The 22,104-nt window shown below is 60.7% G+C and carries 19 protein-coding genes; 9 read left to right on the top strand and 10 right to left on the bottom strand.

Annotated elements, in window-relative coordinates; genetic code table 11:
* The first annotated feature begins 10 nt into the window (after positions 1-10).
* Genes U6958_RS00865 through U6958_RS00855 form a run of 3 tightly spaced genes read left to right on the top strand, consistent with a single transcriptional unit; the run spans position 11 to position 2,467 of the window.
* Positions 11-676 (top strand): response regulator transcription factor, encoded by a 666-nt coding sequence (locus U6958_RS00865; protein WP_074921923.1) that lies wholly within the window; start codon positions 11-13, stop codon positions 674-676.
* Positions 652-2,007 (top strand): HAMP domain-containing sensor histidine kinase, encoded by a 1,356-nt coding sequence (locus tag U6958_RS00860; RefSeq protein ID WP_074921925.1) that lies wholly within the window; start codon positions 652-654, stop codon positions 2,005-2,007. The genes U6958_RS00865 and U6958_RS00860 overlap by 25 nt, the downstream gene beginning before the upstream one ends.
* A gap of 25 nt (positions 2,008-2,032) precedes the next feature.
* On the top strand, positions 2,033-2,467 hold the full coding sequence (locus U6958_RS00855) for an EamA family transporter (RefSeq protein WP_054620130.1): 435 nt from the start codon (positions 2,033-2,035) through the stop codon (positions 2,465-2,467).
* A gap of 64 nt (positions 2,468-2,531) precedes the next feature.
* Here U6958_RS00855 and U6958_RS00850 read toward each other — a convergent pair whose 3' ends face one another.
* From U6958_RS00850 to U6958_RS00835, 4 genes are read right to left on the bottom strand one after another with little or no spacing between them, the layout of a single operon-like run.
* Entirely contained in the window at positions 2,532-3,146 is a 615-nt protein-coding gene (locus U6958_RS00850) for a recombinase family protein (RefSeq protein WP_074921927.1), read from the bottom strand.
* Between the two features lie 60 nt (positions 3,147-3,206).
* Complete coding sequence (locus tag U6958_RS00845) at positions 3,207-4,424, bottom strand: TniQ family protein (RefSeq protein ID WP_074921929.1); 1,218 nt, start codon at positions 4,422-4,424, stop codon at positions 3,207-3,209.
* Positions 4,421-5,329, bottom strand: a complete 909-nt coding sequence (locus U6958_RS00840; RefSeq protein ID WP_074921931.1) for a TniB family NTP-binding protein — start codon at positions 5,327-5,329, stop codon at positions 4,421-4,423. Before U6958_RS00840 ends, U6958_RS00845 begins: the two co-directional genes overlap by 4 nt.
* 2 nt (positions 5,330-5,331) lie before the next feature.
* The gene (locus tag U6958_RS00835) at positions 5,332-7,020 is read right to left on the bottom strand and encodes a Mu transposase C-terminal domain-containing protein (RefSeq protein WP_197968123.1); all 1,689 of its coding nucleotides are present in this window, start codon (positions 7,018-7,020) and stop codon (positions 5,332-5,334) included.
* A 155-nt stretch (positions 7,021-7,175) separates the two neighbouring features.
* On the opposite strand from U6958_RS00835, the gene U6958_RS00830 reads away from it, so the two are divergent.
* The 3 genes from U6958_RS00830 (at position 7,176) to U6958_RS33320 (ending at position 11,818) form a co-directional block, all read left to right on the top strand.
* Entirely contained in the window at positions 7,176-8,063 is an 888-nt protein-coding gene (locus U6958_RS00830; protein ID WP_074921935.1) for an N-6 DNA methylase, read from the top strand.
* Positions 8,064-8,161: 98 nt separating this feature from the next.
* A complete protein-coding gene (locus U6958_RS00825; protein WP_003049965.1) occupies positions 8,162-11,077 on the top strand; it encodes a Tn3-like element IS1071 family transposase in 2,916 nt (971 codons plus the stop codon).
* A 588-nt stretch (positions 11,078-11,665) separates the two neighbouring features.
* The gene (locus U6958_RS33320; protein ID WP_404997194.1) at positions 11,666-11,818 is read left to right on the top strand and encodes a DUF6691 family protein; all 153 of its coding nucleotides are present in this window, start codon (positions 11,666-11,668) and stop codon (positions 11,816-11,818) included.
* Between the two features lie 343 nt (positions 11,819-12,161).
* Here U6958_RS33320 and U6958_RS00815 read toward each other — a convergent pair whose 3' ends face one another.
* The 6 genes from U6958_RS00815 to U6958_RS00790 form a co-directional block, all read right to left on the bottom strand.
* A complete protein-coding gene (locus U6958_RS00815; RefSeq protein WP_074921937.1) occupies positions 12,162-12,860 on the bottom strand; it encodes a nitroreductase in 699 nt (232 codons plus the stop codon).
* Positions 12,857-13,297 carry a Zn-ribbon domain-containing OB-fold protein gene (locus U6958_RS00810; RefSeq protein WP_074921939.1) on the bottom strand — a complete coding sequence of 147 codons (441 nt, stop codon included), beginning with the start codon at positions 13,295-13,297 and terminating at the stop codon, positions 12,857-12,859. Before U6958_RS00810 ends, U6958_RS00815 begins: the two co-directional genes overlap by 4 nt.
* A gap of 12 nt (positions 13,298-13,309) precedes the next feature.
* Positions 13,310-14,491 (bottom strand): thiolase C-terminal domain-containing protein, encoded by a 1,182-nt coding sequence (locus U6958_RS00805; protein WP_074921941.1) that lies wholly within the window; start codon positions 14,489-14,491, stop codon positions 13,310-13,312.
* Positions 14,484-15,632 carry a CaiB/BaiF CoA-transferase family protein gene (locus U6958_RS00800; protein ID WP_143044579.1) on the bottom strand — a complete coding sequence of 383 codons (1,149 nt, stop codon included), beginning with the start codon at positions 15,630-15,632 and terminating at the stop codon, positions 14,484-14,486. Before U6958_RS00800 ends, U6958_RS00805 begins: the two co-directional genes overlap by 8 nt.
* Positions 15,629-16,609: a tripartite tricarboxylate transporter substrate binding protein gene (locus U6958_RS00795; RefSeq protein WP_074921943.1), complete on the bottom strand. Its 981-nt coding sequence runs from the start codon at positions 16,607-16,609 to the stop codon at positions 15,629-15,631. The genes U6958_RS00800 and U6958_RS00795 overlap by 4 nt, the downstream gene beginning before the upstream one ends.
* Before the next feature lie 91 nt (positions 16,610-16,700).
* Positions 16,701-17,663: a PDR/VanB family oxidoreductase gene (locus U6958_RS00790; protein WP_083393598.1), complete on the bottom strand. Its 963-nt coding sequence runs from the start codon at positions 17,661-17,663 to the stop codon at positions 16,701-16,703.
* A gap of 65 nt (positions 17,664-17,728) precedes the next feature.
* Between U6958_RS00790 and U6958_RS00785 the strand changes: the two genes are divergently transcribed.
* From U6958_RS00785 to U6958_RS00775, 3 genes are read left to right on the top strand one after another with little or no spacing between them, the layout of a single operon-like run.
* Entirely contained in the window at positions 17,729-19,042 is a 1,314-nt protein-coding gene (locus U6958_RS00785; RefSeq protein WP_074921945.1) for a Rieske 2Fe-2S domain-containing protein, read from the top strand.
* A gap of 16 nt (positions 19,043-19,058) precedes the next feature.
* Entirely contained in the window at positions 19,059-20,381 is a 1,323-nt protein-coding gene (locus U6958_RS00780) for a CaiB/BaiF CoA-transferase family protein (protein WP_074921948.1), read from the top strand.
* A complete protein-coding gene (locus tag U6958_RS00775) occupies positions 20,378-22,090 on the top strand; it encodes an FAD-dependent oxidoreductase (RefSeq protein ID WP_074921950.1) in 1,713 nt (570 codons plus the stop codon). Before U6958_RS00780 ends, U6958_RS00775 begins: the two co-directional genes overlap by 4 nt.
* Positions 22,091-22,104: the final 14 nt, after the last annotated feature.

Raw genomic sequence — 22,104 nt, 5'->3', positions numbered from 1 at the left:
AGGAGCGGGAATGCGGGTATTGCTGGTCGAAGACGACCCCATGATCGGCGAAGCGATCCAGGGCGCACTGAAGGACGCATCCTACGCCGCCGACTGGATGAAGGACGGGCAGACCGCCCTCACGACACTGGGTTGCCAGCACTATGACCTGGTTCTGCTCGACCTGGGCCTGCCAGGCAAGGATGGACTGGAGGTGCTGGCCAGCATCCGCGCCAAGGACAACCCGATCCCCTTGCTCATCATTACGGCGCGTGATGGCCTGGATGATCGTCTGCGCGGCCTGGACGGCGGAGCCGACGACTATGTATCCAAGCCCTTTCAGATGGCGGAGCTGTTGGCCCGGATGCGCGCCGTTTTGCGGCGCAAGGGTGGCAACGCCGCGCCCGTGCTCAGCAACGGCATGGTGTCGCTCGATCCGGCCACAAAAGATGCCAGCGTCAACGGTGGCTCCTCGGTGCAACTGTCCAACCGGGAGTTCTCGCTGCTGCAAGCCTTGCTGGTTCGGCCGGGCGCCATCCTCTCGCGCAGCGAGCTGGAAGATCGCATTTACGGCTGGGGAGAAGAGGTCGAAAGCAACGCCGTCGAATTTCTGATCCATGCGCTGCGACGCAAGCTGGGCAGCGAGGTCATCAAGAACGTCAGGGGGGTCGGATGGATGGTTTCAAAAGACGCCTGAACGAGTCAGTTCAGCTCAAGCTGTCCTTCACCCTGTCGCTGGCCATCCTCGTGGTAGCCATCGTGGCGGGCGTCTTCTCGTTCCTGTCGGCTTTCGACGAGGCGCACGAGCTACAGGATGACGTTCTGCGCCAGGTGGCGCAGCTCATGGACCGGCAGCACCTGTCGCCGACCACGCCGACGCCCGACGCACGCCCCAAAGATGTCGATGAAGAATCGCGCGTGATCGTCCAGCGCTTGGACGAGGCCAACCCATCTGAGGCAAGCGTGGATGCAGGCGGTACGCTTTCTCTGCCGACGACACTGGCTGATGGGCTGCACACGCTGGAGATCGGTGGCGAGTCGTTCCGCGTGCTGGTCAAGACTACGGCTGTCGGCGAACGCATCGCCGTAGCCCAGGAAGCGGGCTTCCGCAATGAAATTGCCCGCGATGGAGCGCTGCGCACCGTGATGCCTTTCCTGATTCTCGTGCCGGTACTGCTATTGATCGTCGCTGACCTGGTGCGCAAGATGTTCCGGCCCATTGCGGCACTTTCCAAGGAAATCGACCTGCGCGCCGAGCAGGAACTGCACCCCGTCGAAGACCGTCACCTTCCGGCCGAGGTGCGCCCGTTCGCCGTCGCAATCAATCGCCTGCTCGCCCGTGTGGGCCAGTCTATGGAATCCCAGCGCCGCTTTGTGGCGGATGCCGCACACGAGCTGCGCTCGCCGCTGACCGCCCTATCGCTGCAAGCGGAGCGGCTGGCAGATGCGGAAATGTCTGGGCTGGCACGTGAACGATTGACAGTCTTGCGCCAAGGGATCGAACGCGGACGAAGCCTGCTAGATCAACTCTTGACCTTGGCCAAGGCGCAGTCGGCTGCCGACTCGCCGAAGTCACCGATGTCCGTTCAGGCCATCTACCGTCGCGTGTTGGAAGACCTCATGCCGCTGGCCGAGGCCAAGCACATCGACATTGGGGTCGAAGGCACGCAGGACGCCGAGATATTGGTGAGCGAGCTGGACATGGTCGCCGTGGTCAAGAATCTGGTCGATAACGCCATCCGCTACACGCCGGAGGGCGGGAGGGTCGATCTCTCCGTGGGTATATCGGAAGGGAAAGCCGAGCTGCGTGTTCAGGACAGCGGGCCTGGCATTCCGTTGGCAGAGCGGGATCGGGTTTTTGATCCCTTCTACCGCACACTGGGCAGCGAGCAGATCGGTTCGGGTCTCGGGCTTTCCATCGTCCAAACGATTGCCAATCGCATCGGTGCGGAAATTCGCCTCGACTTCGTGGACGAAACTCAGCAAATCGGCTTAAAGGTTTCCGTTATCGTTCCCATGAAGCAATGACTTGAGAAACGTAGAGTGCAACGAATTGGTTACTTCAACTGGTTGGTTCTACTGGGCACTACTGTCGGCTGTGTTTGCGGCGCTGACGGCCATTTTTGCCAAGGTGGGCATTCAGGGAGTTGATTCCGATCTGGCTACCTTGATCCGAACAGCCATCATCATCGTCGTCCTGTCGGCGTTTGTCGCCTACACGGGAAAATGGGCCAACCCCTTGGAGTTGTCACCCAAGACATGGCTTTTCCTCGGGCTGTCCGGCTTGGCGACTGGAGCGTCATGGGTGTGCTACTTCCGTGCACTCAAGATCGGCGACGCCTCAAAGGTTGCGCCGGTCGATAAACTCAGTCTTGTATTGGTGGCGGTGTTTGCGTTCACATTTCTGGGCGAACGTCCGTCGCTCAGAGAGTGGTCTGGTATTGCGATGGTCGCTGGTGGCGTTTTGTTACTGGCGTTCAAGCGATAACGGGCAGGTTATGCTGACTCAACCAGTCGTCGCACTTTCCTCTATGGTATCTGCTGTCCTGTCATCAAACTCGACTGAGTAGCCTCTCGCCATCGGGGCGCAATTCGCCCTTGGGGGAAATGTGCCGATACAAGGTCTGCCGCGTGATGCCGAGTTCCTGGCACAGATCGCCGACCTTGGTTTCGGGCTGCCCCATAGCGGCCATCGCCAGCCGCAGCTTGGCTGCGGTCATCTTGAAGGGCCGGCCGCCCTTCCTACCGCGCGCCCTCGCCGAAGCCAAACCTGCAATCGTGCGCTCGGCAATCAGTTCGCGCTCGAACTCGGCCAGCGCGGCGAAGATGCCGAAGACCAGCTTACCGGCGGCGGTCGTGGTGTCGATGGCCGCGCCGTGGCCGGTCAGTACCTTCAGGCCAATGCCGCGCCCGGTTAGGTCATGCACCGTATTTATCAGATGGCGCAGATCGCGACCGAGCCGATCCAGCTTCCACACCACCAAGGTATCCCCTGACCGCAACGCTTTCAGACAGCTCGCCAGGCCGGGGCGATCCTCGCGCCTGCCGGATGCTTGGTCTTCATAGAGATGCGCCGGATCGACGCCGGCAGCAATCAGCGCGTCGCGCTGCAAGTCGGTGGCTTGGGAGCCATCCGCCTTCGATACCCGCATGTAGCCAATCAGCATGTTTCACCTGTCACATATACGTTCGATTATGTGACAGTTTGGATTGGAAAGGTGTGGTCGTCAAATTTTGTCACTTAACCCGTCATTCTGTCTAAGGAATGCAAACGGTGCTTCCGGCACATAATGTGACAGAAATTCCGATGGGATGCCTTCCTTCACAAACATGTCGCGCAAATCCTGCAATGACTCGGGGTCTCGCCGATTCCATGAAGCCAGATTGAACAGGGTATGGGCGGTCTCTGGGTTGTGTCGCGCTTCGGCAAATGCTTCATTGATCGCTTTCATCGCCTCCTGCCAGTGATTGACGGGTTCCTTCTTCCGATCAACGGCCGGATGACCGATGGTGAATGCGGTTCGAGGCTCCTGCCAGAACAGCTTTGCTTTCTCCCCGCGCGGACTGACTGCCCTTTTCTCCATCATGTTGATTCCCGTTGCCGCCGCTTCCAGCATTTGCAGTTGGACAGCTATGTCGAGGGACTCATAGGGCCGCCAAAGGCTTTGCCCTGCGCGGAGTGGAAGTCCGCAACCCTCCCATACGTGCCGGATATATCCGGCGTCAGCACCGCACTGCGAGAGCGGTGTGTTCAATTCATCCAACAGCGTGCGAAGCAATCGAAACCAGACGCCGGCATGGATGCGCCGGCGCGGCAGCTCGACATAGCCCTTCGTCAGCGCTTGCCAAGTGCGCCGGTCCAGCGCCGCAATCGCGTTGCTGGCCGTGCGCGGGGCTGCATCGGCGTTTTCCCAACTGAGAAAACGCCCTGGCACGCCACTATAGGATTCCAGCCAGCAACCATGTTGCGGACAACTCAGCATCAGGGGCAGTTTCCATGCGAGCAGTACGGCTTGATCCACCGAGTCGTTCAGGCAGAGCGGGCAGGCTCGGTGAATCGGTTGGCTGGGCAGCCACGCGCGCCAGCTCGTGATCGATCTCGTCTTGCGGTTGCGCTTCGGCAGCAATACCGAGAACTGGAACGCATAGGTTTCCAGGGCATCGGGAATCCGAGAATCGAGGCTGTCCAGCAGCCACGGCACCCAGCCGGCGAAACTCATGCAACGCAGCCGCTCCAGCTCGATGCCGCTGCGCTGGGAAAGAATTGTCAGCAGCGCCGGAGGTGGCGCGGTGTCCAGGTCATCGAGCTGGCCGTGACCGAGGTCGTGTTCCAGCAAGTCGTACAAATCCATTTGGTAGCGGGTGGCGACACGCTGGAGCCATGAGGACAAGGCTTCGCCTTCCTTGGGAGCCGGATGCAGCGGCCAGCGTGCTGCCGGTTTCACATCAGTTCTCGCTCGAATTGCCGACGCCGCTCGCCGGGGCCGGTGTAATCGGCCATGCTGAGCGTGCGGTGGTTGATCGCTTCCTCGCCGCTCTCCACGGCGGCGACGGCCGCCGCCATCAGCAGGTGTGCCAGTTCGCCGATGGTGCCTTCGCTGCGCGTGAGCAGGTAGCGCGCCATGTCCGGCGTGGCAATCGGGGAAGGCCGCCGCAGCGGGAGCGAAGCGGCGAAGCTCGCCAGCAGCGAGCAGCAATCGTCGTTGACCTCCCACAACGGCAGCATCATGGGCTCGAACCGGTTCTCCAACTGGTCGTCCGAGCGGATCGCCAAGTAGGCGTCGCGCGTGTCGACGCCGACCAGTGGGATGCGCAGTTCGTTGCCGAGGAAACGCAGCAAGTTGAGAAATTCCCGGCGGTTGACGCTGTTGCCGGCCAGGACGTTGTGCAGCTCATCGATCACCAGCATGCGCACACCGACCTTGCGTAACAAGGCCAGCGCCAGTTGTTCCATTTCCGGCAGCCGTGGGCGCGGGCGCAGCGGCGCGCCCATCGCGGCGAGCAGCGCGACGTAGAAGCGGATCACCGACGGCTCGGACGGCATCTGCACGACCAGCACCGGGATGTGCTCCTGGTCGGCGTCGGAGCTGGCCGGATGCGTGCGCCGGAATTTCTCGACGATCATCGACTTGCCGTTGTTGGTCGGGCCGACCAGCAGCAGGTTGGGCATGCGTTGCTTGTTCGGCCACGCATACAGGGTTTCCAGCCGGTTCAACGCCTCGACCGCGCGGGGATAGCCGATCCAGCGGTCGGCGCGAAGGCGCTGGATGCGCTCGTCTGCCGGCAGCCGGGCCAGCCCCTGCGCTGCTGGCAGCAGGTGGGACAGGTCGATGATGGGGTATTCGTCCACGGCTACCACTCCTCGATCTGGTCGAATGGTTTGGCCGGTGGCGGGTCGTCTGCCTGTGGGGAAGCAACGTCCGTTTCCGGCGGAATCAGCTTGTCCGGCGTGTCCGGCGAAACCGACGCCTTGAGGTGCTGGCGTCGATCTGCGTCGCGCCGCGCCTTGCGCGTGGCTTTCTGAGCGGTGGTCACGATCTCGCGCATCTGCCCGATCATGCGGAACAGCGCCGATTCATCCACCTGCTCGCGCCCTTGCTGCCGCAATTTCGCCAGCGCCTGCCGTTGTTCCCACAGGGTGACAGCCGGGTGTGACAAGGTTCGGTAGGGGATTTCGAGGTAATGCTGCCCCTCCGGTTCCAATACCCAGATGCGGCTGATGTCGCGCGGGTCGCGCCGGATCAGGAAGGACGGGCAGCGCTCACGCCGCGCGATCCACGGTTTGAGTGCGTCGGCGTAGTAGTGGATGTGGTCGATGACAAAGCCGGTGCGGGTCAGCGTGCGGCGGAGGATGGGCAGGAAATCGACCAGGAACGCCGTGGCGCGGGTAATGGTGGCCGGCACACCGGCACGCGCCACGGCCTCGGCCCAGCGGGCGGCCGGCGGCTGAAGCAGGCCGTTGTGCACGGAGCCGTGATAGGTGCCGACCGCCAATGTCAGCCAGCGCTCCAGCTCACGCAGCGTCAGGGCGGACTTGTTTTCGGAATCGTAGTCGCCGCGCTGGTCAGGGTTGGAGAAGGTCGTTCCCGGCAGCTCGTCGTGGATCATCTGCATCGCCGTGCCGATGATCCGTTCCACAATGCCGCCGTAGTGCGGCTGTCCCAGCGGGCGATAGTCCAGCCGGATGCCATGCTGCTCGCAGCCACGGCGCAGGGCTTCGCTTTTGAACTCGGCCGCGTTGTCCAGATAAAGCAGCTTGGGCTTGCCGCTCATCGGCCAGTCCATTTCCACGTTCAGCCCTTCCAGCCAGGGACGCTTGTCGCAGGCGACATGCGCAAGGCACAGGCCGACCGAGACGGCGGACGGGGCTTCCAGCGTGACAACCATGCCGAGCACGCAGCGGGTGAACACGTCGATGGCGATGGTCAGGTACGGGCGGCCAATCGGTTGCCGGTCGCGCTCGTCGACCACGATCAGGTCGATGACCGTGTGGTCGATCTGTACCTGCTCCAGCGGCGCGGTCACGGCAGGAGGCTCGCCGCCGACGCCTTGCAGGTCGCGGGACGCATCCTGGCCTTCCCGCCGGCGAGTGACCTTGCGCGGATCGAGGTCGGCAATCCGCAGTGCAATGGTGTTGCGCGCCGGCACGCGGAGCTTTTGCGTTTTGCAAGCCTGCGCGACTTCGCGGTGGAACGCCGCCAAGGTCCGTTTCTGCTTGGTCAGAAAGCGCTTTTGCAGCAACTCGCGAATGATGCGCTCGACCGATTCCGGCAAGCGGCCCTTACCTTTGCCGCCGCTTGACTGCCCAAGAGCCAGGTCAGTGACCAGTCCCGAACCTTGCCGGGCACGCCGGATCAGGACGTACACCTGCCGTCGGGACAGACCCAGTGCCAGGGCTGCCGCGTCGGCCGCTTCATGCCCTACCGTCTCTGACTGTGCCAGCGGCCCGATGATCTCCGCGCGACGGCGCGCACGCTCCCATGCCTGATCTGGCAGGGAGGCTACGCCGTGCTCGGTAATCGGTGCGGTATCGGTCGCCAAGCTCACCTCGCTTTGGTGCACACGAGTATTGAGCATAGACGAGTTTCGTGCAGAGGAGTCCTGATATCGGGCTGTCAGGAGCCGTATGCACAACAGGCTTCAAACCTCGCTGATTGGTGCAGTCGTCTTCTGAAAATGACATTTGGCGCCAGGTCTTGAGGCTCTCAAAAACGGACGTTTGCGATACAAGCTGCAAGAGTGAGGCGGCCTGGAGTCACGTTGAGCGTGCAGGCCTTGCTGTTGATGCTCTTGAGCGGGCACTGGGAACACGGGCCGAGCTTGGCAAGGAACGCAACGGGTTCGTCCGCGCGTGCGACATCGTCAAAGAGCTGGCCTATGACATGGGTGGCCAGCCTTGGGATGTGCTCCCGGCCCTGTCAACATACCTTAAAGACAAACCTAAAGTCGAAGGGCTGGTCAACTCCGCAGTCGCTGAATTGATGCTCGATATGCTGGGTAAGCCTAACGGCTCCCTGTGGGTTCCATTCGACCCTTGGGGCGTTCTGACCATTCGGGCCTTGCGCAGAGGTTGGTCCGTGAATACGGCACAGCTGCTGCCTCACTATGACAGTTCACTGTCGAGGCTCTTGGCCATCGAATTCGGAAAGGTCAATATTTCGGAGGTGAGTTCTGTAATCGAGCGAGACCGGGAAGGTCGGCCATTGACCAGGGCTGATTTTGTTCTAGCCCTACCTGTTTTCGGTATGCAGGTCCGGGACTCCAAGCTTGCTCAATGGGATTCCAGCGAAGACAAAGCTTTGGAGCGCTATTACCGGTCTGAGACCTGGGCAATACAAGAGCTGACCAACCGCACAGGCCAAAAAGCAGTCTTTTTAGTGCCGCCCAGCGTGTTGTTCTCTCGTGGCCAGGAGGAGCGTCTGCGGGAGCACTTACTAGAGCGCAACGAGGGTGGCAACGAGCTGCAGAGCATCGTAGCTCTGCCTGGCGGCGTGTACCCGTCGTCCAACATCGGTGCGGCTGTTGTTTCCGTCACTCGGGGTCTCCTCGTTTTCAGTGCAATAAGTGACGGTACGCAAAGCTAGCACTGGCGCGGGGGTGGTCTGGGTAGACCGTTGATTTCATTGACTTTCCTGTTCGCTTTGTAAACGGGTATGGTGGCCTCCCACTTTTGAGGTTCACGATGCAGGGTTGGCACACAACGTTTTTGGGGATGCGTGGGCTCCCCCGCGATATCAGCGACTTCGAGATGAAGGCATTTTTCACCTTCGATGGTGCCGAGCGCGACGCAATCAATGCACGCCGAGGTGATTCCCACAAGCTTGGTCTGGCGCTCCATATTGGTTTCCTGCGCATGAGTGGGCGTTTGCTCGGTGCCTTTCGGGTAATTCCAGTAGCCTTGTGGCGCCACCTTGGCAACGAGCTTGGCATTGCAGCACCAGAAGTCGCCTCGCTGAGAGCCATGTATGAACGCGGGCGCACGCTATTCGATCACCAACAAGTAGCCTGCACGGTCCTTGGATTCCAGTGGATGAGCGAGCACCAGCGCCGCTCACTGGTACGTGAACTGCGCGACGAAGTGGCGCGCTGCGCCGACCGCGATCAGCTACTCGTGCGGGCGCGTCAATGGCTGTACAAGAACAAGCTGGTGATCGTGCACGAGCGGGCAATTCGGACACTGATTGCGGCGGCACTTGCCCAGCTTGAAGTTGAAACAGGCACCGCCATCGCCGCCAGCGTTGATCCAGCAACACTTGATCGCTGGCGAGCCTCAGTTTCAGAGCTGCGCCCAGATGGACAAACCCAGCAGAGTTGGCTATGGGCTGCACCGGCGAAACACTCAACCCGCCAAATCAGCGAGGTACTGGAGCGCATCGACCTGCTTTACACGCTGGACGTTCATAAGCACCTGGCAGACATCCCCGATCTCATCTTGCGCCGCTACGCGCGCCGACTTGTCTCCAGGCCGCCCTCAGCCGGAGCCAAGATCAAAGAGCCAGCGCGCACCGTGGAGGTCGCATGCTTTCTTCGGTATTGCCTGTTCACCACCACAGACCAGTTGATCCTTATGGTGCAGCGCCGGATCGCCGATCTGTGGCGTCAGGCTGCCGCCGATGTCCCCGCTACCGTCAATTGGGCCGCAATGTACAAAACGCTGCTCGGCGAACTTGTTGCCTTGAGCGCGCAAGGTGCGGTGCCAGATGCTGAGTTGCGTGCCCGTCTTGAAGCCTTGATCACCGAAACCCAGAAACGCAAACCACCGAGCAGGGCCTCCCTGGTCCGCGAGGGATTGATTGATGGAATTCGCCCCGTGCGGTCGTTGCTCGTCGCCATTGCAAAGCTGCCCTGGCAGGCCACCGGCGAGCATCCTGCCATCGAGTACCTTGCCAAGCTGCAAGCTTTATATCTCAAAGGATCCAGAAAGCTGCCAGTTGAAGTGGTGGCACCAAGTCTGGGAATGATCTGGCAGGTTTCGATCTCCAGCCCAGACCGGGAACGGGCGTTTCAGGCGTTGGAGGTGGCCACCCTGTTTGCCCTGCGCCGCGCGGTGCGCAATGGCTCGGTCTGGATTGAGCACAGCCTGAGCTTTCGGGGTCGTGCGCGCTTGTTCTTCACGGACGAGCGTTGGCAGGCAGAGTCCAAGAAACACTATGCCCGTCTATCGTTACCCAGCAAGGCTGCCACTTTCTTGAAGCCTTTGCTGGCCAGAGTAACTGCCGGTGTCGATGCGGTGGCCGCTGCAGCCCGCAGTGGCGTACTGCGCGTGGATGATGAACTCCATTTGTCGCCATTGCCCGCAGAGGACGAAGACCCAGAAGTGACCAAGCTGCGCGCGGCTTTGGATCACCGCATCGGTGAGGTTCAATTGCCGGAAGTGATTCTGGCCGTTGACGCCCAGGTGCGCTTTAGCTGGATCATGCTCGGACGTGAGCCGCGCTCTACCGACGAGCTGCTGATGGTCTATGCCGGCATCATGGCCCACGGCACCAGTCTGACTGCGGTCGAATGCGCGCGCATGATTCCGCAATTGTCTGCCACCAGCATTCGCCAGGCCATGCGCTGGGCGCGGGACGAACGGCGTCTGAGCCAGGCCTGCCAGGCTGTGCTGGAATTCATGCAGCGACACCCGATTGCCGCCACCTGGGGGCGGTCCGATTTGGCATCTTCTGACATGATGAGCATGGAGACCACCAAACGGGTGTGGCAAGCCCGGCTTGATCCTCGGCGCAACACACCTTCCATTGGAATCTACTCCCATGTAAAAGACCGGTGGGGCATCTTCCATGCGCAGCCCTTTGTGCTCAATGAGCGCCAGGCGGGCGTGGCCATTGAAGGTGTCATCCGCCAAGAAAAGCTGGAGACCAGCCAGCTTGCTGTGGATACCCATGGCTACACCGACTTTGCCATGTCACATGCCCGTTTGCTTGGTTTTGATCTTTGCCCGCGGTTGAAGGAACTCAAACAGCGCCACCTCTTTGTGCCACGCGGCACCAAAGTGCCCGCAGAAATCGCTGCGGTGTGCGAAGCCAATGTCGACGTCGCTTTGATCGAAAAGCATTGGGATAGTCTGGTGCACCTGGCAGCCTCGGTCATGAGCGGACATGCCAGTGCGGTGGCAGCTCTTGCGCGGTTCGGTTCTGCCGCCCAGGGCGATCCAATCTATGAGGCTGGCGTGCAATTGGGGCGGTTGCTGCGTACGGCGTTTTTGGCTGACTACTTTGTCAAGGACGCTTTCAGGAACGAGTTGCGCCGGGTGCTCAATCGGGGCGAGGCTGTTAACGCCCTCAAGCGCGCCATTTATACCGGCCGGATCAGCCCGGCGCAGGCCAAACGTGTCGATGAAATGCAGGCTGTGGCCGATGCGTTGAGCCTGATGGCCAACATCGTGATGGCGTGGAATACCTCACAGATGCAGGCGGTCCTGGATCGCTGGTCGAACCGCCGCCAGGTCATTCCACCGGAACTGATCGGGAAGATTGCGCCCACCAGGCTGGAGAGCATCAACTTGCGGGGTGTGTTTCGCTTCCCGGTTGACCGCTATGCTGACCAAATCCTGCCTTCGCGGCCAAATGCATCGATAACTGGCACCAATGGATGAAACCGACCACGGTTTGACGCCACGAATCGCAGATTTGAAAGTGAACAGGAAAGTCAATGAAATCAACGATCTACCAACACCACCTCCGCGCCAGTGCTAGCTTTTCGTACCGTCACTTATTGCACTGAAAACGAGGAGACCCCGCCTAGGGGTTTCACTGATTTGCCCGTCAGGAGATGTCAGTTCAGGCCTTGTTCTTGAGGTTTATCTCCGGCGGGCATTCAAGAAAGAGACGGTTTGGTCCGTTGAAATGCGCGCTGCGATCAGCGCCAGTGCCTGGTTGAGGCGGGTGACATGTCCGTCTTCACAGACAGGAGCGCAGACTTCTACGAGCAAGAACAATCCTTTCTTCATGGGTGTCTCCAGCATGCGCGATATCCCAATGGGGCTTTTGGCCCGCGCAGGCAGCGGCATGGTGGTTGAGCTCAGCGAATGTTGATGAAGAATGGTACATTAAATCAATGGTTGAGCCAATAAATTTTTCGCCACAACGACTGACTGGAGACGATGAGATGCTGATGCGTGGAGACAGCGAAGGCATGGCGCGTGTGGGTTTCTGTGAGCCAGCAGTTCAGGACGCAGGCGTTCATGCCATATACAGCAGGGTCAAGGCGGTCAGCATCGGTTCTCGGTGAACCCAGGCAACTGCCCACGGCAACGGTGGTGGATCGCCAGCTGCTTACCGGCGCTGCCCTGTTCGGTATCGGTGGAGGTCTGGCCGGCTTTTGCCCCGGCCCGTAGTGATGAACCTGGCGACGCTTCAGCCCGAAGTGTGGCTGTCCATGGTGGCCAATGGTGGCCATGCTCGTGGGGATCCTCGCGCAACACGCGTGGGCGAGGAAGTAATCTGGCACAAGGACCTGCTGGGAATGGGGCTGTCGCTGGTCACACCCATGATTGCGGCACGCCAGCGGCACCACGCTGGCTTTATGCCCAGCGCGTGCCCTCGGCCAGGGCAGCACGCCAGCTTTGCTTGACCAGGCATGGCAAAGCTGCGCTGCGGCAGCGCTTGTGGCTGGGCATGGACCGTCAAGGGTGACATTCGATGCTCCAACGGCCGCGGCATGCGGCCACCGAGGCCTCCTTACTGCCAGACGAAGGATGCCACGTCCTTCACATTCGCTCGCTGAGTACGAAATTGATTTGCCGGATGGTCACGATCTTCGTAGCCAAATGAGATGCCGCATACGACCCACCGATCCCCATCCAAACCGAAGAACTCCCGCACCAGCCGAGGCCGAGTCGCCAGCGCCGCCTGAGGAATGGTCGCAACTCCCACACTGGCAGCAGCCAATAAAAAATTGGCCACAAAAGCCCCGCAGTCAAGCGCACCGTAGACACCCAATCGCGCATCACTGGTAATCAGCGCCACATGGGGTGCGCCAAAGAGGCGAAAATTCTCGCGTGCCTGGCGCGCCGAAGCAACGCGATCGCCTCGGTCCACTTTCACACTGTCATAAAGCTGCATCGCACAATCAAAACGGCGCTGACGATACACCCCCTCGTACGCCGTCGGAAAGGCAAAATCAGGATCGGACTCCGTGGTATCGGCAGCGCAAAGCATAAGATCCCGGAAACGGTCGGTGGCTTGCCCCTGAGTAATATGCACTTGCCAAGGCTGCGCATTGCACCATGAGGCACTGCGCTGCGCACATTCGAGAATCCAGCGCTGCAATTCCACGGAGACTGGATCAGACAGAAACGCTCGGCAGCTATGTCTGGCGCTCATGAGTTGACTGAGCGCACGGCTGCCTGTGCTATTGATCTGACATTCGTCGGTCATGCATATTGCCACTGCAAAAGGGAATACGGCACAGCAGCGTCCGCATGGTGCTCGAAGACACCTTGAACCCGCGCGCCGATCCGCACCTCCTGCGCAGGATCACCCAGCAGGTTGCCCACGAGACGCACACGACCGGCATGGGGCAATTCCACCAGTACGACGAGGTACGGACAGCTCTCTTTCAGTGCCGGATGCACAGGGTGCCATACACGCTCCCAGCTGTAGATCTCTCCCTCCGCGGGCACCTCGACCCAGTCGGGATCAAACGCGTGACAGCTGTGGCATAGGCATTCCGGGCCGAACTGCCACGTGCCACAGTGGGCGCAGCGCTGCACCAGCAAACGCCCCTGTCTCAAGCCACTCCAAAATGGCGCAGCAACTCCATCAGACTCCGCGGCGGGCGCAGGCAATCCTGCTGGAAGGTAATAGTCATTCATTGGCGATGCTCCTCAAAGTACGGCTTGCGAGCCCAGCAACAGGTTGCTCGCTGGCGCGACCATGGGTCCACCAATGACCAGCGCCACATCATTGCGCCGAACCTGATTGGAAGAAACGCCGCGTACCTGGCGCACGGCTTCAAGCACCAGCTCGAAACCATGCATATAGCACTCAGCGAGATTGCCGCCGCTGGTATTGAGTGGCAGGCGCCCTGACGCTGCCGACAGGTTTTCAAGCGTGACGAACTCGTTGGCCTCTTCAGGTGCAAAGAAGCCATGTTCCGCGAGCGCCATGACAACGCCGCCCGTGAAGTTTTCGTAGCTTTGCACGACACCCACATCGCCGGGGGAGATGCGCGCCATTCGATACAGATCTTTCGCCACAGTCGTGAAATCAGCCGACGCATAATGCGGCGAGTTATGCGCGTGGCTTGCAAAGCGCTCACTCGCGCCCGAGGCCGCGCCTAACAGATAAACAGGTTTTTGCTGCAGCTCCTTGGCACGTTCTGCGTCCATCAGAATCAGCGCTGCCGCGCCATCGTTTTCCATGCAGCAATCAAAAAGGTGAAACGGCTCGACGATCCAGCGCGACGCATCGTAGCGCTCTTCGCTCAATGGCTTGCCGTACATCACCGCGCGCGGGTTGTTCTGCGCGTGATGGTACGAGGCCATCGCAATGGCGCGCAGGGCTTCTTGGCGCACGCCGTGCTCATGCATGTACCGCATGACCCGCATGGCAAAACGCTGGGGCGGTGAAATCACGCCATACGGCACCAGGTAAGACCGCTCGCCCGTCACGCTTCCCGAGGCCGCGCTTTGTCCGAAGCGCCCGAACTGCCCCTGGGCCAGTGAGCGGAAGACGACGACGCAATCGGCTTGGCCCGTGGCAATCGCCGCCGCCCCATTCGCCACCGCAGCGCAACAGCCACCGCCACCGCCGCCCCATTGCATGACCGACGTGCGAAGCCGCGGCAAGCCAAGTGCCGTAGCCAGCCTCACCGAGTCATTGCGATCATCGCCATAAGACGCGAAGCCATCGATCTCATGGGCATTGATGCCGGCATCCGTACACGCCGCCAGAATCGCCTGCAAGGCCATCTTGAATTCAGACTCTGGCGCCTGGCTGTGCTTGTAGTAGGTGGTTTCGCCGATGCCGACGATGGCGACCTTACCGCGCAATGTTCGATCACTCATCGCTGTCCTTATGCAAGTTCGCTCCTTGCGTGGTTCGAGCATGCCAACGTTGGAGCGCCGTCTCGACAGAGGAAACTTCCTGCGCGGGCGCTGCGACCGGGTTGGATGGAGTGCGGGAAAATCGCGGTGCAGGAGCCGGGTGGATCACTCCGTTCAGATCCACAAAGTTGCCACGCGCCACGTTATGGGGATGCTCCATTGCTTCGCTCAGCGTGAGTACCGGCGAGAAACAGGCATCGGAGCCTGTGAAGACCGCGTCCCACTCAGCGCGGGTACGCGACTTCAGGGCGGTAGCGATAGCCTTTCGCAGATCCGTCCAGCAAGACGCGTCGTGTTGCGCTTTCTTCCACGCTTCGTCCATACCCAGTCGTTCAATGAAGATGGCGAAAAACTGGGGTTCTATGGCGCCCACGCTAACGTGCTGTCCGTCCGCCGTGGGGTACACGCCATACCACGGTGCGCCGCCATCCAGCATGTTGCTTTCGCGCTGCTCGACGAACTGTCCGCGCTGCTGCTGGGCAAGGCACTGTGTCATCAGCTGGATCACCCCATCTGTGATGGCTGCGTCCACGACCTGCCCCAAGCCCGAGCTGCGCGCTTCGTGAACGGCTGCGAGTATGCCGAGTGCCAGGTACAGGCTGCCGCCGCCGTAGTCACCCACCAAGTTGAGCGGCGGTGTGGGCCGCTCCCGCGGCCCCATCGCAGCCAGCGCACCCGTCAATGCGATGTAGTTGATGTCGTGGCCTGCGGTTTTTGCCAAGGGCCCGTCCTGCCCCCAGCCGGTCATCCTGCCGTAGACGAGCCGCGGGTTCCTGGACATCACGACCTCGGGCCCCAGCCCCAGGCGCTCCATGACGCCGGGCCGAAACCCTTCCACCAGCACATCCGCCGCATCGATCAGCGCCAATAACCGCTCCCTGTCATGGGGCGCTTTCAAATCGGCGTGGATCAAAGTGCGGCCACGATTGACGATTTGCAGCGGATCCGCCACACGCGCTCCCGAACGGTCCACCAGCACCACATCCGCACCCATGTCCGCCAGCAGCATGCAGGCAAAGGGTGCCGGCCCCAAACCGGCGAACTCGACGACCCGCAGGCCTTTGAGCGGGCCACCGCCCATATCAGCAATATTCACCATCATTCGAGCCGAATGTCGGCTTGCTTGGCAACAGCCCCCCACTGGGCCATCTCATCGCGAATCATGCGCTCCATCTCTGCAGGCGTGCTGCCGCGCGCCTCGATATTGCGATCCGCGAACATCTTTTTGACTTCAGGCTGGGCCACGGCATGCAGGACCGCTTCGTTCAACTTTGCAGCCACCGCATCGGAAACCCCGCGTGGAGCCAGCACGCCAAACCATGCCACGCTGCGAAACCCCGGCACCTCCTCGGCGATCGCGGGCAGTCCAGCAACCACATTTGTGCGCTGCGGCGTAGCAACTGCGATATAGCGGACCTTGCCCGCCTGAACCATCGCTTGGCCATCCAGGCCCGTGACGAACGCCGCTTGCAACTGACCGCCACCAAAAGCCATCATCATCGGCGCGCCACCGTTGTAAGGCACATGCGCCAGACGCAGGCCTGCCAGGTTGTTGAAGTACTCGCCTGTCAAATGCGACAGCGAACCGTTGCCTACCGATCCGAAATTCCACTGACCTGCTGACTGCTTCGCCGCGGCAATAAATTCTTTCAGATTTTTTGCCGGGCTGTCCGCGGCAATGGCCAGGATCATGGGCGTGATCGCCACAGTCGAAATCGGACGCAGATCCGTCAGCGAATCGTAAGGAAGCTTGCGAAGCAAAGGCAAGACCGCATTCGGGCCCGAGTTTCCGAAGACCAAGGTGTAGCCATCGGCGGCACTCTTGGCGACAAAGTCGGTGCCGATTGCGCCACCCGCTCCCACCTTGTTTTCAACGATCACCGGCTGCTTCAAATAACTCGACATGAACGGCTGGATCGCGCGTGCCAGCTGATCGGTGCTGCCGCCGGCCGCATACGGAACAACGATGCGCAGAGGCTTGGAAGGAAAAGGGGTTTGCGCCAGCGCGTACGGCGCGGCGAGCATCGTCAGCGAGGTAAGCAAGCCTGCGGCAAGGGCAGTGCGGCGAAAGTTCGGCATGGCTGTCTCCGGTAGGATTTTTTAATAACGACTAATGGTAGAACCATACTATCAATGAGTCAATGAGCGAAATGTTCACCCGTGGAGGGCTTCAAAGATCCAGCGTCAGGCTGCTCGACTTGGCTCCCGAGCAGCAGATGAGCATGGAGTTGTTCGCCGCGCGCTCATCCTCCGTGAGGTAGCAGTCCCGGTGGTCCACTTCGCCTGCAATCACCTTGGTGTGGCAAGAGCCGCACACACCTTGGCCGCACGAATACGGTAAATCCAAACCCGCCTCCAGCAGTACGTCGAGAATCGTCTTGCCTGCGGGCACGGGGTAGCGCAGCCCCGTACTCTTCAACTCCACCGTATAGCCGCCTTCGGTGGCGAGAGGCTGATCGGCGCCAAATCGCTCGAAATGCACGGTGCTGGATTCCAACGGTTTGGTGGCCACAAGAAAGTCATCGACCATGCGTGCAGGGCCGCAGCAATAAACGTGCGCGCCAGGGTGTGCGTCGAGCGAGCGGACGATTTCTTGGACATCCATGCGTGGCGTGGATCCATCCGAAAAGTGAAAAAATACCTGCCCCCCGCTTTGCGCCAACTCCAGCAGGTGTTCACGAAACGCCATGCGCTGCGGTGACGCCGCCGCATAGTGCAGCTGCCATGGAGAACCTAGTTCGACCAGCCTTTCAATCATTGCAAGCAAGGGCGTGATGCCGATCCCCCCAGCGACGAAGCAACTCATGCCTGGCTGCTCCACCAGCGTAAAGTCGCCCTTCGGGTCGCTGATTGCCAACTGCGTACCGACTTCGACGGTGTCATGCAAGGCTGCGGAGCCTCCCCGCCCTTGCGCTTCTCGCTTGACGGCGATCAGATAGCAGCTACGGTCTGCAGCATGCCTGACCAATGAATAACTACGGACCAGCCCTTCGGGCAAGCGTACGTCCACATATGCGCCGGGCGCGAAGTCAGGCAACACGCCACCACCCAGGGATGCCAACTCCAGGCACAGCACATCGGTGGTTTCCATTTTTCGGTCGCGAACGACCACGGGGTAGTTTTGTGTGTTCATGTGGACAGCGTACCACGATTGTGGTAAATTAATTCAATGGTTGAACCATTAAAAAGGACTTAGAGATGCTCAAAACAGAAGACAACGAAATGCTCGTTCGCGTCGGCCCCAAAACGCCAATGGGCGATCTGATGAGGATGTATTGGCTGCCGTTTCTGCTCTCTGGCGACGTGCCGGTAGACGGCCAGCCCTATCGGGTCCGACTTCTGGGAGAAGACCTGGTGGCGTTTCGCGACAGCAATGGGCGCATTGGCCTCGTGGATCAGGCCTGTCCTCATCGCGGCGCACCGATGGTTTTTGCCCGCAACGAAGAAGGCGGGCTGCGCTGTGTCTACCACGGCTGGAAGTTCAACGTCGATGGTCATTGCCAGGAAATGCCCGCCGAGCCTGAAAACACACCGATGCTCAATCGCGTGCGCTTGAAGTCCTACCCTGTTCGTGAGCGCAATGGCGTGCTCTGGGCCTATATGGGGCCCGATGAGAATCCGCCCGAACTCCCCAGCATGGAATGGAACATGGTTTCGCAAGAGAACGTCCATGTCTCCATGCGCATTCAGGATTGCAACTGGTTGCAGGCCCTGGAAGGTGAAATCGACTCAGCCCACGCAGCCATCCTCCATGGCCGGGTGGATTCCGGTGGCAGCATCGACCAGTGGAAGCAGGCCGCCGACCTGACGCCCAAGTTCGAAGTCGTGCAGCATGCAGGTGGCGTGCATGTGGCTTCGCGTCGCAAACTCGGGGAAGACAAGAACTACATTCGGGTCAACCAGTTTTTGATGCCCTTCTGGACATTGGTGCCACCCTTCTCCCAATACCCCGAACTGAGCGGTCACGCATGGGTGCCGATCGATGACGAGCACACCTTGTGCATCATGTTCTCGTACCACCCGACCCAGCCCTTCTACGAGAAGACGCGCCAACTTTTTGTCTCTGGCCACAACGGTCGGGAGACGGGCCATGCTTCTGAAAACTCGTTCGAACAGCGTCCCGTCACCCACCCTTATCACACGTACTGGAGCAAGTACAACCGCGCGAACGCCTATGGCTATGCGCCTGAGCTGGCCGAGAAATACAACGCCGGCATGCCAGGCCTGTGGCTGCAGGATGCAGCCTGCCAGTCCGGTGTCTTGCCCATCTACGACCGAAGCAAGGAAAATCTGGGGCTCAGTGACAGTGGCGTCATCAGAACCCGCCGGGTCCTGCTGGAGACGGTGAAAAAGCTGCACACCGATGGCGTGCGCCCACTCTCTGTCGATGATCCATCCAAATTTCTGATGCGCGCCATTTCTATCACGGTCCCGGCGGATGCGGATTGGATGGAGTTGGGCGGAGAATTCATGCGCGCCGAACCAGGCAAAGATTTCGGCTACGCGCCGTAAGAAAGAGCACACATTCATGCTTTCATCCGCTGACCCCACGTTGTCGCAACGCGCGCAGGAGTTCCCTGAACACCTGCCGCGCCCCGCTCAGGCACCAACCGCGCTGAAAGGAATCCGCGTTGTCGATTTCACCCACTTCATTGCCGGCCCGTTGGCAACCATGATCCTTGCCGACATGGGCGCTGACGTGATGAAAATCGAGCCCCCAGAGCGCGGTGATGAACTGCGCTACTACCCACCCGCAGTGCCTGGGCTGGAGGCCCAGGGCGGGCCCTTCCTGTGGAGCAATCGGAACAAGCGCAGCGTCGCCATCGACCTGAAGACGGACGCGGGCATCGAAGTGGTGCGCAGCCTGATTGCCTGCGCCGACGTGCTTGTGGAGAATTTTTCGACAGGCGTGATGGCGCGCTTCGGCCTCGACTATGAAGCCTGCCGCGCGCTCAACCCCAAACTCATTTATTGCTCCGTCTCGGCCTATGGGCGCGAGGGCCCTTTTGCCGACCGACTGGGATTCGATCCCGTGGTGCAAGCGGAAAGCGGGTTTGTCTCCATGAATGGCTACCCTGACCGCATGGGAGTCAGGGCGTCCTCCGCAGTCATGGACATCAGCACGGCGATGATGGTCTCCAACGCTATCCTGGGGGCCCTTTTCGCACGTGAGCGGCAAGGTGAAGGCCAGTTCGTCGAGGTCGGCCTGTTCGACACGGGCCTGTTGATGACGGGCTGGGCCACCATGCAGCACTTGGTCTCGGGGAAGGAACCCGAGCGAAACGGCAACACCAGCCCCGACACCTGTCCGTCGGGCGTCTTCCAAGCCTCCGACAAACCGTTCTACATCAACTGCGGTAACGACAAAATTTTCCAACGACTGGTCGGACAAGTCCTTGAGCGGCCCGACCTGGCGAGCGATACGACTCTGGCCAATCGCAACGGTCGCATCGCCCAGCGTGAATTTTTATTCCAGGAGCTGGGAGCCGAATTTCTCAAATCGCCCTGGTCGCATTGGCAGGCGCGCATGCGGCAAGCGCAAATCCCCTGTGGTGAAGTACGCACCGTCGGTGAAGCAATGCGCTCGGCAGAGGCCGAATCGAGACGCTTGGTCACGCATATCGCACACCCGGTTCTGGGGCGGATTCCCAACATTGCATCGCCGATCCGGTATGCACGCACCCCGATGGTCGACCCAACGCCTGCGCCTGGCATCGGGCAGCACACCCAGGAAGTCCTGCACGAGGCGCTTGGATGGAGTGCCGACAAGGTCGAGGAGATGGCACGATCCGGCGCATTCGGCACCCGCGTCAGCGCGCCGAGCACAGATTTTCTCCCCTGCGACGCATGACCTATAGCAAAGCCGCGCCGCAGGAGCGCGACGATGATCTCATCGTGATCGGCGGCGGCGCGGCAGGCATGACAGCCGCCTTGGTGGGCGCGCTCGAAGGCTACAAGGTCACGCTTTTCGAAGCCAGTGAGCAGGTGGGCGGCACAACCGCCACATCCGCCGGAACGCTCTGGATTCCAGGCAACAGCCAAGGCCTGCGCGCCGGTCACGAAGATTCTGTGGAGAAGGCGCGCACCTATCTCGACGCGCTCATCGGCCAGGATGACCCGCGTGGCCTCAGAGCCGCTTACCTTTCCTCGGCAGCACATGCCATCGATTATCTGCAAGCCCGGTCGGCCGTGGAGTTTCTCTCCTCGGGTACACACCCGGACTACCTGGAACTCGACGGTGCCGCCCTGGCCGGTCGAGCGATTTCTCCTGCGCAGTTCGATGGGCGCTTGCTAGGCTCCGAATTCGGCCGAGTGCGATCACCCATAGCGCATTTCATGGTGCTCGGAGGGCTCATGGTCGGCAAGGCGGATATCAACGCCTTGCTGGGGCGCTTTCAAAGTCGCTCCCACTTTTTGCACTCCGCGCGCATTGTCGGCCGGTACGCACTCGACCGACTCAAAGGCTACGGCCGCGGGACGCGGCTGGTCATGGGCAACGCGCTTGTCGCTCAGCTGCTTTTCAGCTTGACCCGCGCTGGCGTGAATGTCGTGTACGGAGCGCGTTGCCAAAATCTCTTGCGCCAAGAAGGACGCGTTACCGGGGCGCTGATGCAGCACCAGGGTACGCAGCGCGCCTACCACGCACGCGTGGGTGTCGTGCTGTGCGCAGGCGGAATAGGACATCACCCGCAGATGCGGCGTGCGTTCGGCGCCGAGGCGCTCGGCTCCCAGTGCCTGACGTTCGAAGGCACCCGTGGTGAAGGGATCGATGCCGCACGCGCCGTGGGCGGTGCACTGGAACGCGGCGTGCCAGACTTTCTGTGGCAACCCGTCTCGAAGGTTCCAAGGACACAAAATCACGCGAGCTCTCTTTACCCTCACTTGTTCTTGGACCGCGCAAAACCTGGACTCATCGCCGTCAATCGCGCAGGCAGGCGATTTGTCAATGAAGGAGCTTCTTACCATCACTTCGTTGAAGGCATGCGGCAGGCATCCGAAACAACGGCACCCCTTTGCCCTGCTTACCTGATCTGCAATGCTGACTTTGTGAAACGCTATGGACTGGGCGCCATTCATCCCGGAACCACAACTCTGGAAGACTGGGTCGCACGCGGTTATATCAGCATGGCCGACACCATCGAGTCACTCGCCATCCAGCTGGAAGTCGACGCCAACGGACTTCGGGCAAGTGTTGCGCAGATGAACCAGGCGGCTGCGCAGGGTCATGACGCACTCTTTGGCAAAGGCAGCACGGCGGTCAGTCGGTTCAATGGCGACCCTGACCACACCCCGAACCCCTGCCTGGCGCCGCTCGGCTCTGGACCCTACATAGGCCTCGAAGTCTGGCCAGGAGAATCCGCGAGCAGCTCCGGCCTGCTGACGACCGCAGATGGGCAGGTACTCGATGAGGCCGGTCGCGTGATCACGGGCCTCTATGCGTGTGGAAACGACATGGCTTCAATCTGGCGTGGTCACTACCCTGGACCAGGCGCAACCCTCGGTCCCGCAATGGTTTTCGCCTATCGCATCATTCAAGGTCTGCGTACACGGCCCATGTGATGTTGCGAGGCTTT

This window comes from Delftia lacustris, from assembly GCF_040267515.1.
Classification (GTDB): Bacteria; Pseudomonadota; Gammaproteobacteria; order Burkholderiales; family Burkholderiaceae_C; genus Comamonas; species Comamonas tsuruhatensis.
This window is presented reverse-complemented; position numbering and strand designations above follow the sequence as displayed.

Excerpts from the sequence above, each read along its gene's own strand:
- U6958_RS00785 (WP_074921945.1), top strand. The coding sequence starts at position 17,729 with ATGCTCAAAACAGAAGACAACGAAATGCTCGTTCGCGTCGGCCCCAAA.
- U6958_RS00810 (WP_074921939.1), bottom strand. The coding sequence starts at position 13,297 with ATGAATGACTATTACCTTCCAGCAGGATTGCCTGCGCCCGCCGCGGAG.
- U6958_RS00815 (WP_074921937.1), bottom strand. The coding sequence starts at position 12,860 with ATGACCGACGAATGTCAGATCAATAGCACAGGCAGCCGTGCGCTCAGT.
- U6958_RS00800 (WP_143044579.1), bottom strand. The coding sequence starts at position 15,632 with ATGATGGTGAATATTGCTGATATGGGCGGTGGCCCGCTCAAAGGCCTG.
- U6958_RS00790 (WP_083393598.1), bottom strand. The coding sequence starts at position 17,663 with ATGAACACACAAAACTACCCCGTGGTCGTTCGCGACCGAAAAATGGAA.
- U6958_RS00860 (WP_074921925.1), top strand. The coding sequence starts at position 652 with ATGGATGGTTTCAAAAGACGCCTGAACGAGTCAGTTCAGCTCAAGCTG.
- U6958_RS00775 (WP_074921950.1), top strand. The coding sequence starts at position 20,378 with ATGACCTATAGCAAAGCCGCGCCGCAGGAGCGCGACGATGATCTCATC.
- U6958_RS00795 (WP_074921943.1), bottom strand. The coding sequence starts at position 16,609 with ATGCCGAACTTTCGCCGCACTGCCCTTGCCGCAGGCTTGCTTACCTCG.
- U6958_RS00850 (WP_074921927.1), bottom strand. The coding sequence starts at position 3,146 with ATGCTGATTGGCTACATGCGGGTATCGAAGGCGGATGGCTCCCAAGCC.
- U6958_RS00825 (WP_003049965.1), top strand. The coding sequence starts at position 8,162 with ATGCAGGGTTGGCACACAACGTTTTTGGGGATGCGTGGGCTCCCCCGC.
- U6958_RS00780 (WP_074921948.1), top strand. The coding sequence starts at position 19,059 with ATGCTTTCATCCGCTGACCCCACGTTGTCGCAACGCGCGCAGGAGTTC.
- U6958_RS00865 (WP_074921923.1), top strand. The coding sequence starts at position 11 with ATGCGGGTATTGCTGGTCGAAGACGACCCCATGATCGGCGAAGCGATC.
- U6958_RS33320 (WP_404997194.1), top strand. The coding sequence starts at position 11,666 with ATGCCATATACAGCAGGGTCAAGGCGGTCAGCATCGGTTCTCGGTGAA.
- U6958_RS00805 (WP_074921941.1), bottom strand. The coding sequence starts at position 14,491 with ATGAGTGATCGAACATTGCGCGGTAAGGTCGCCATCGTCGGCATCGGC.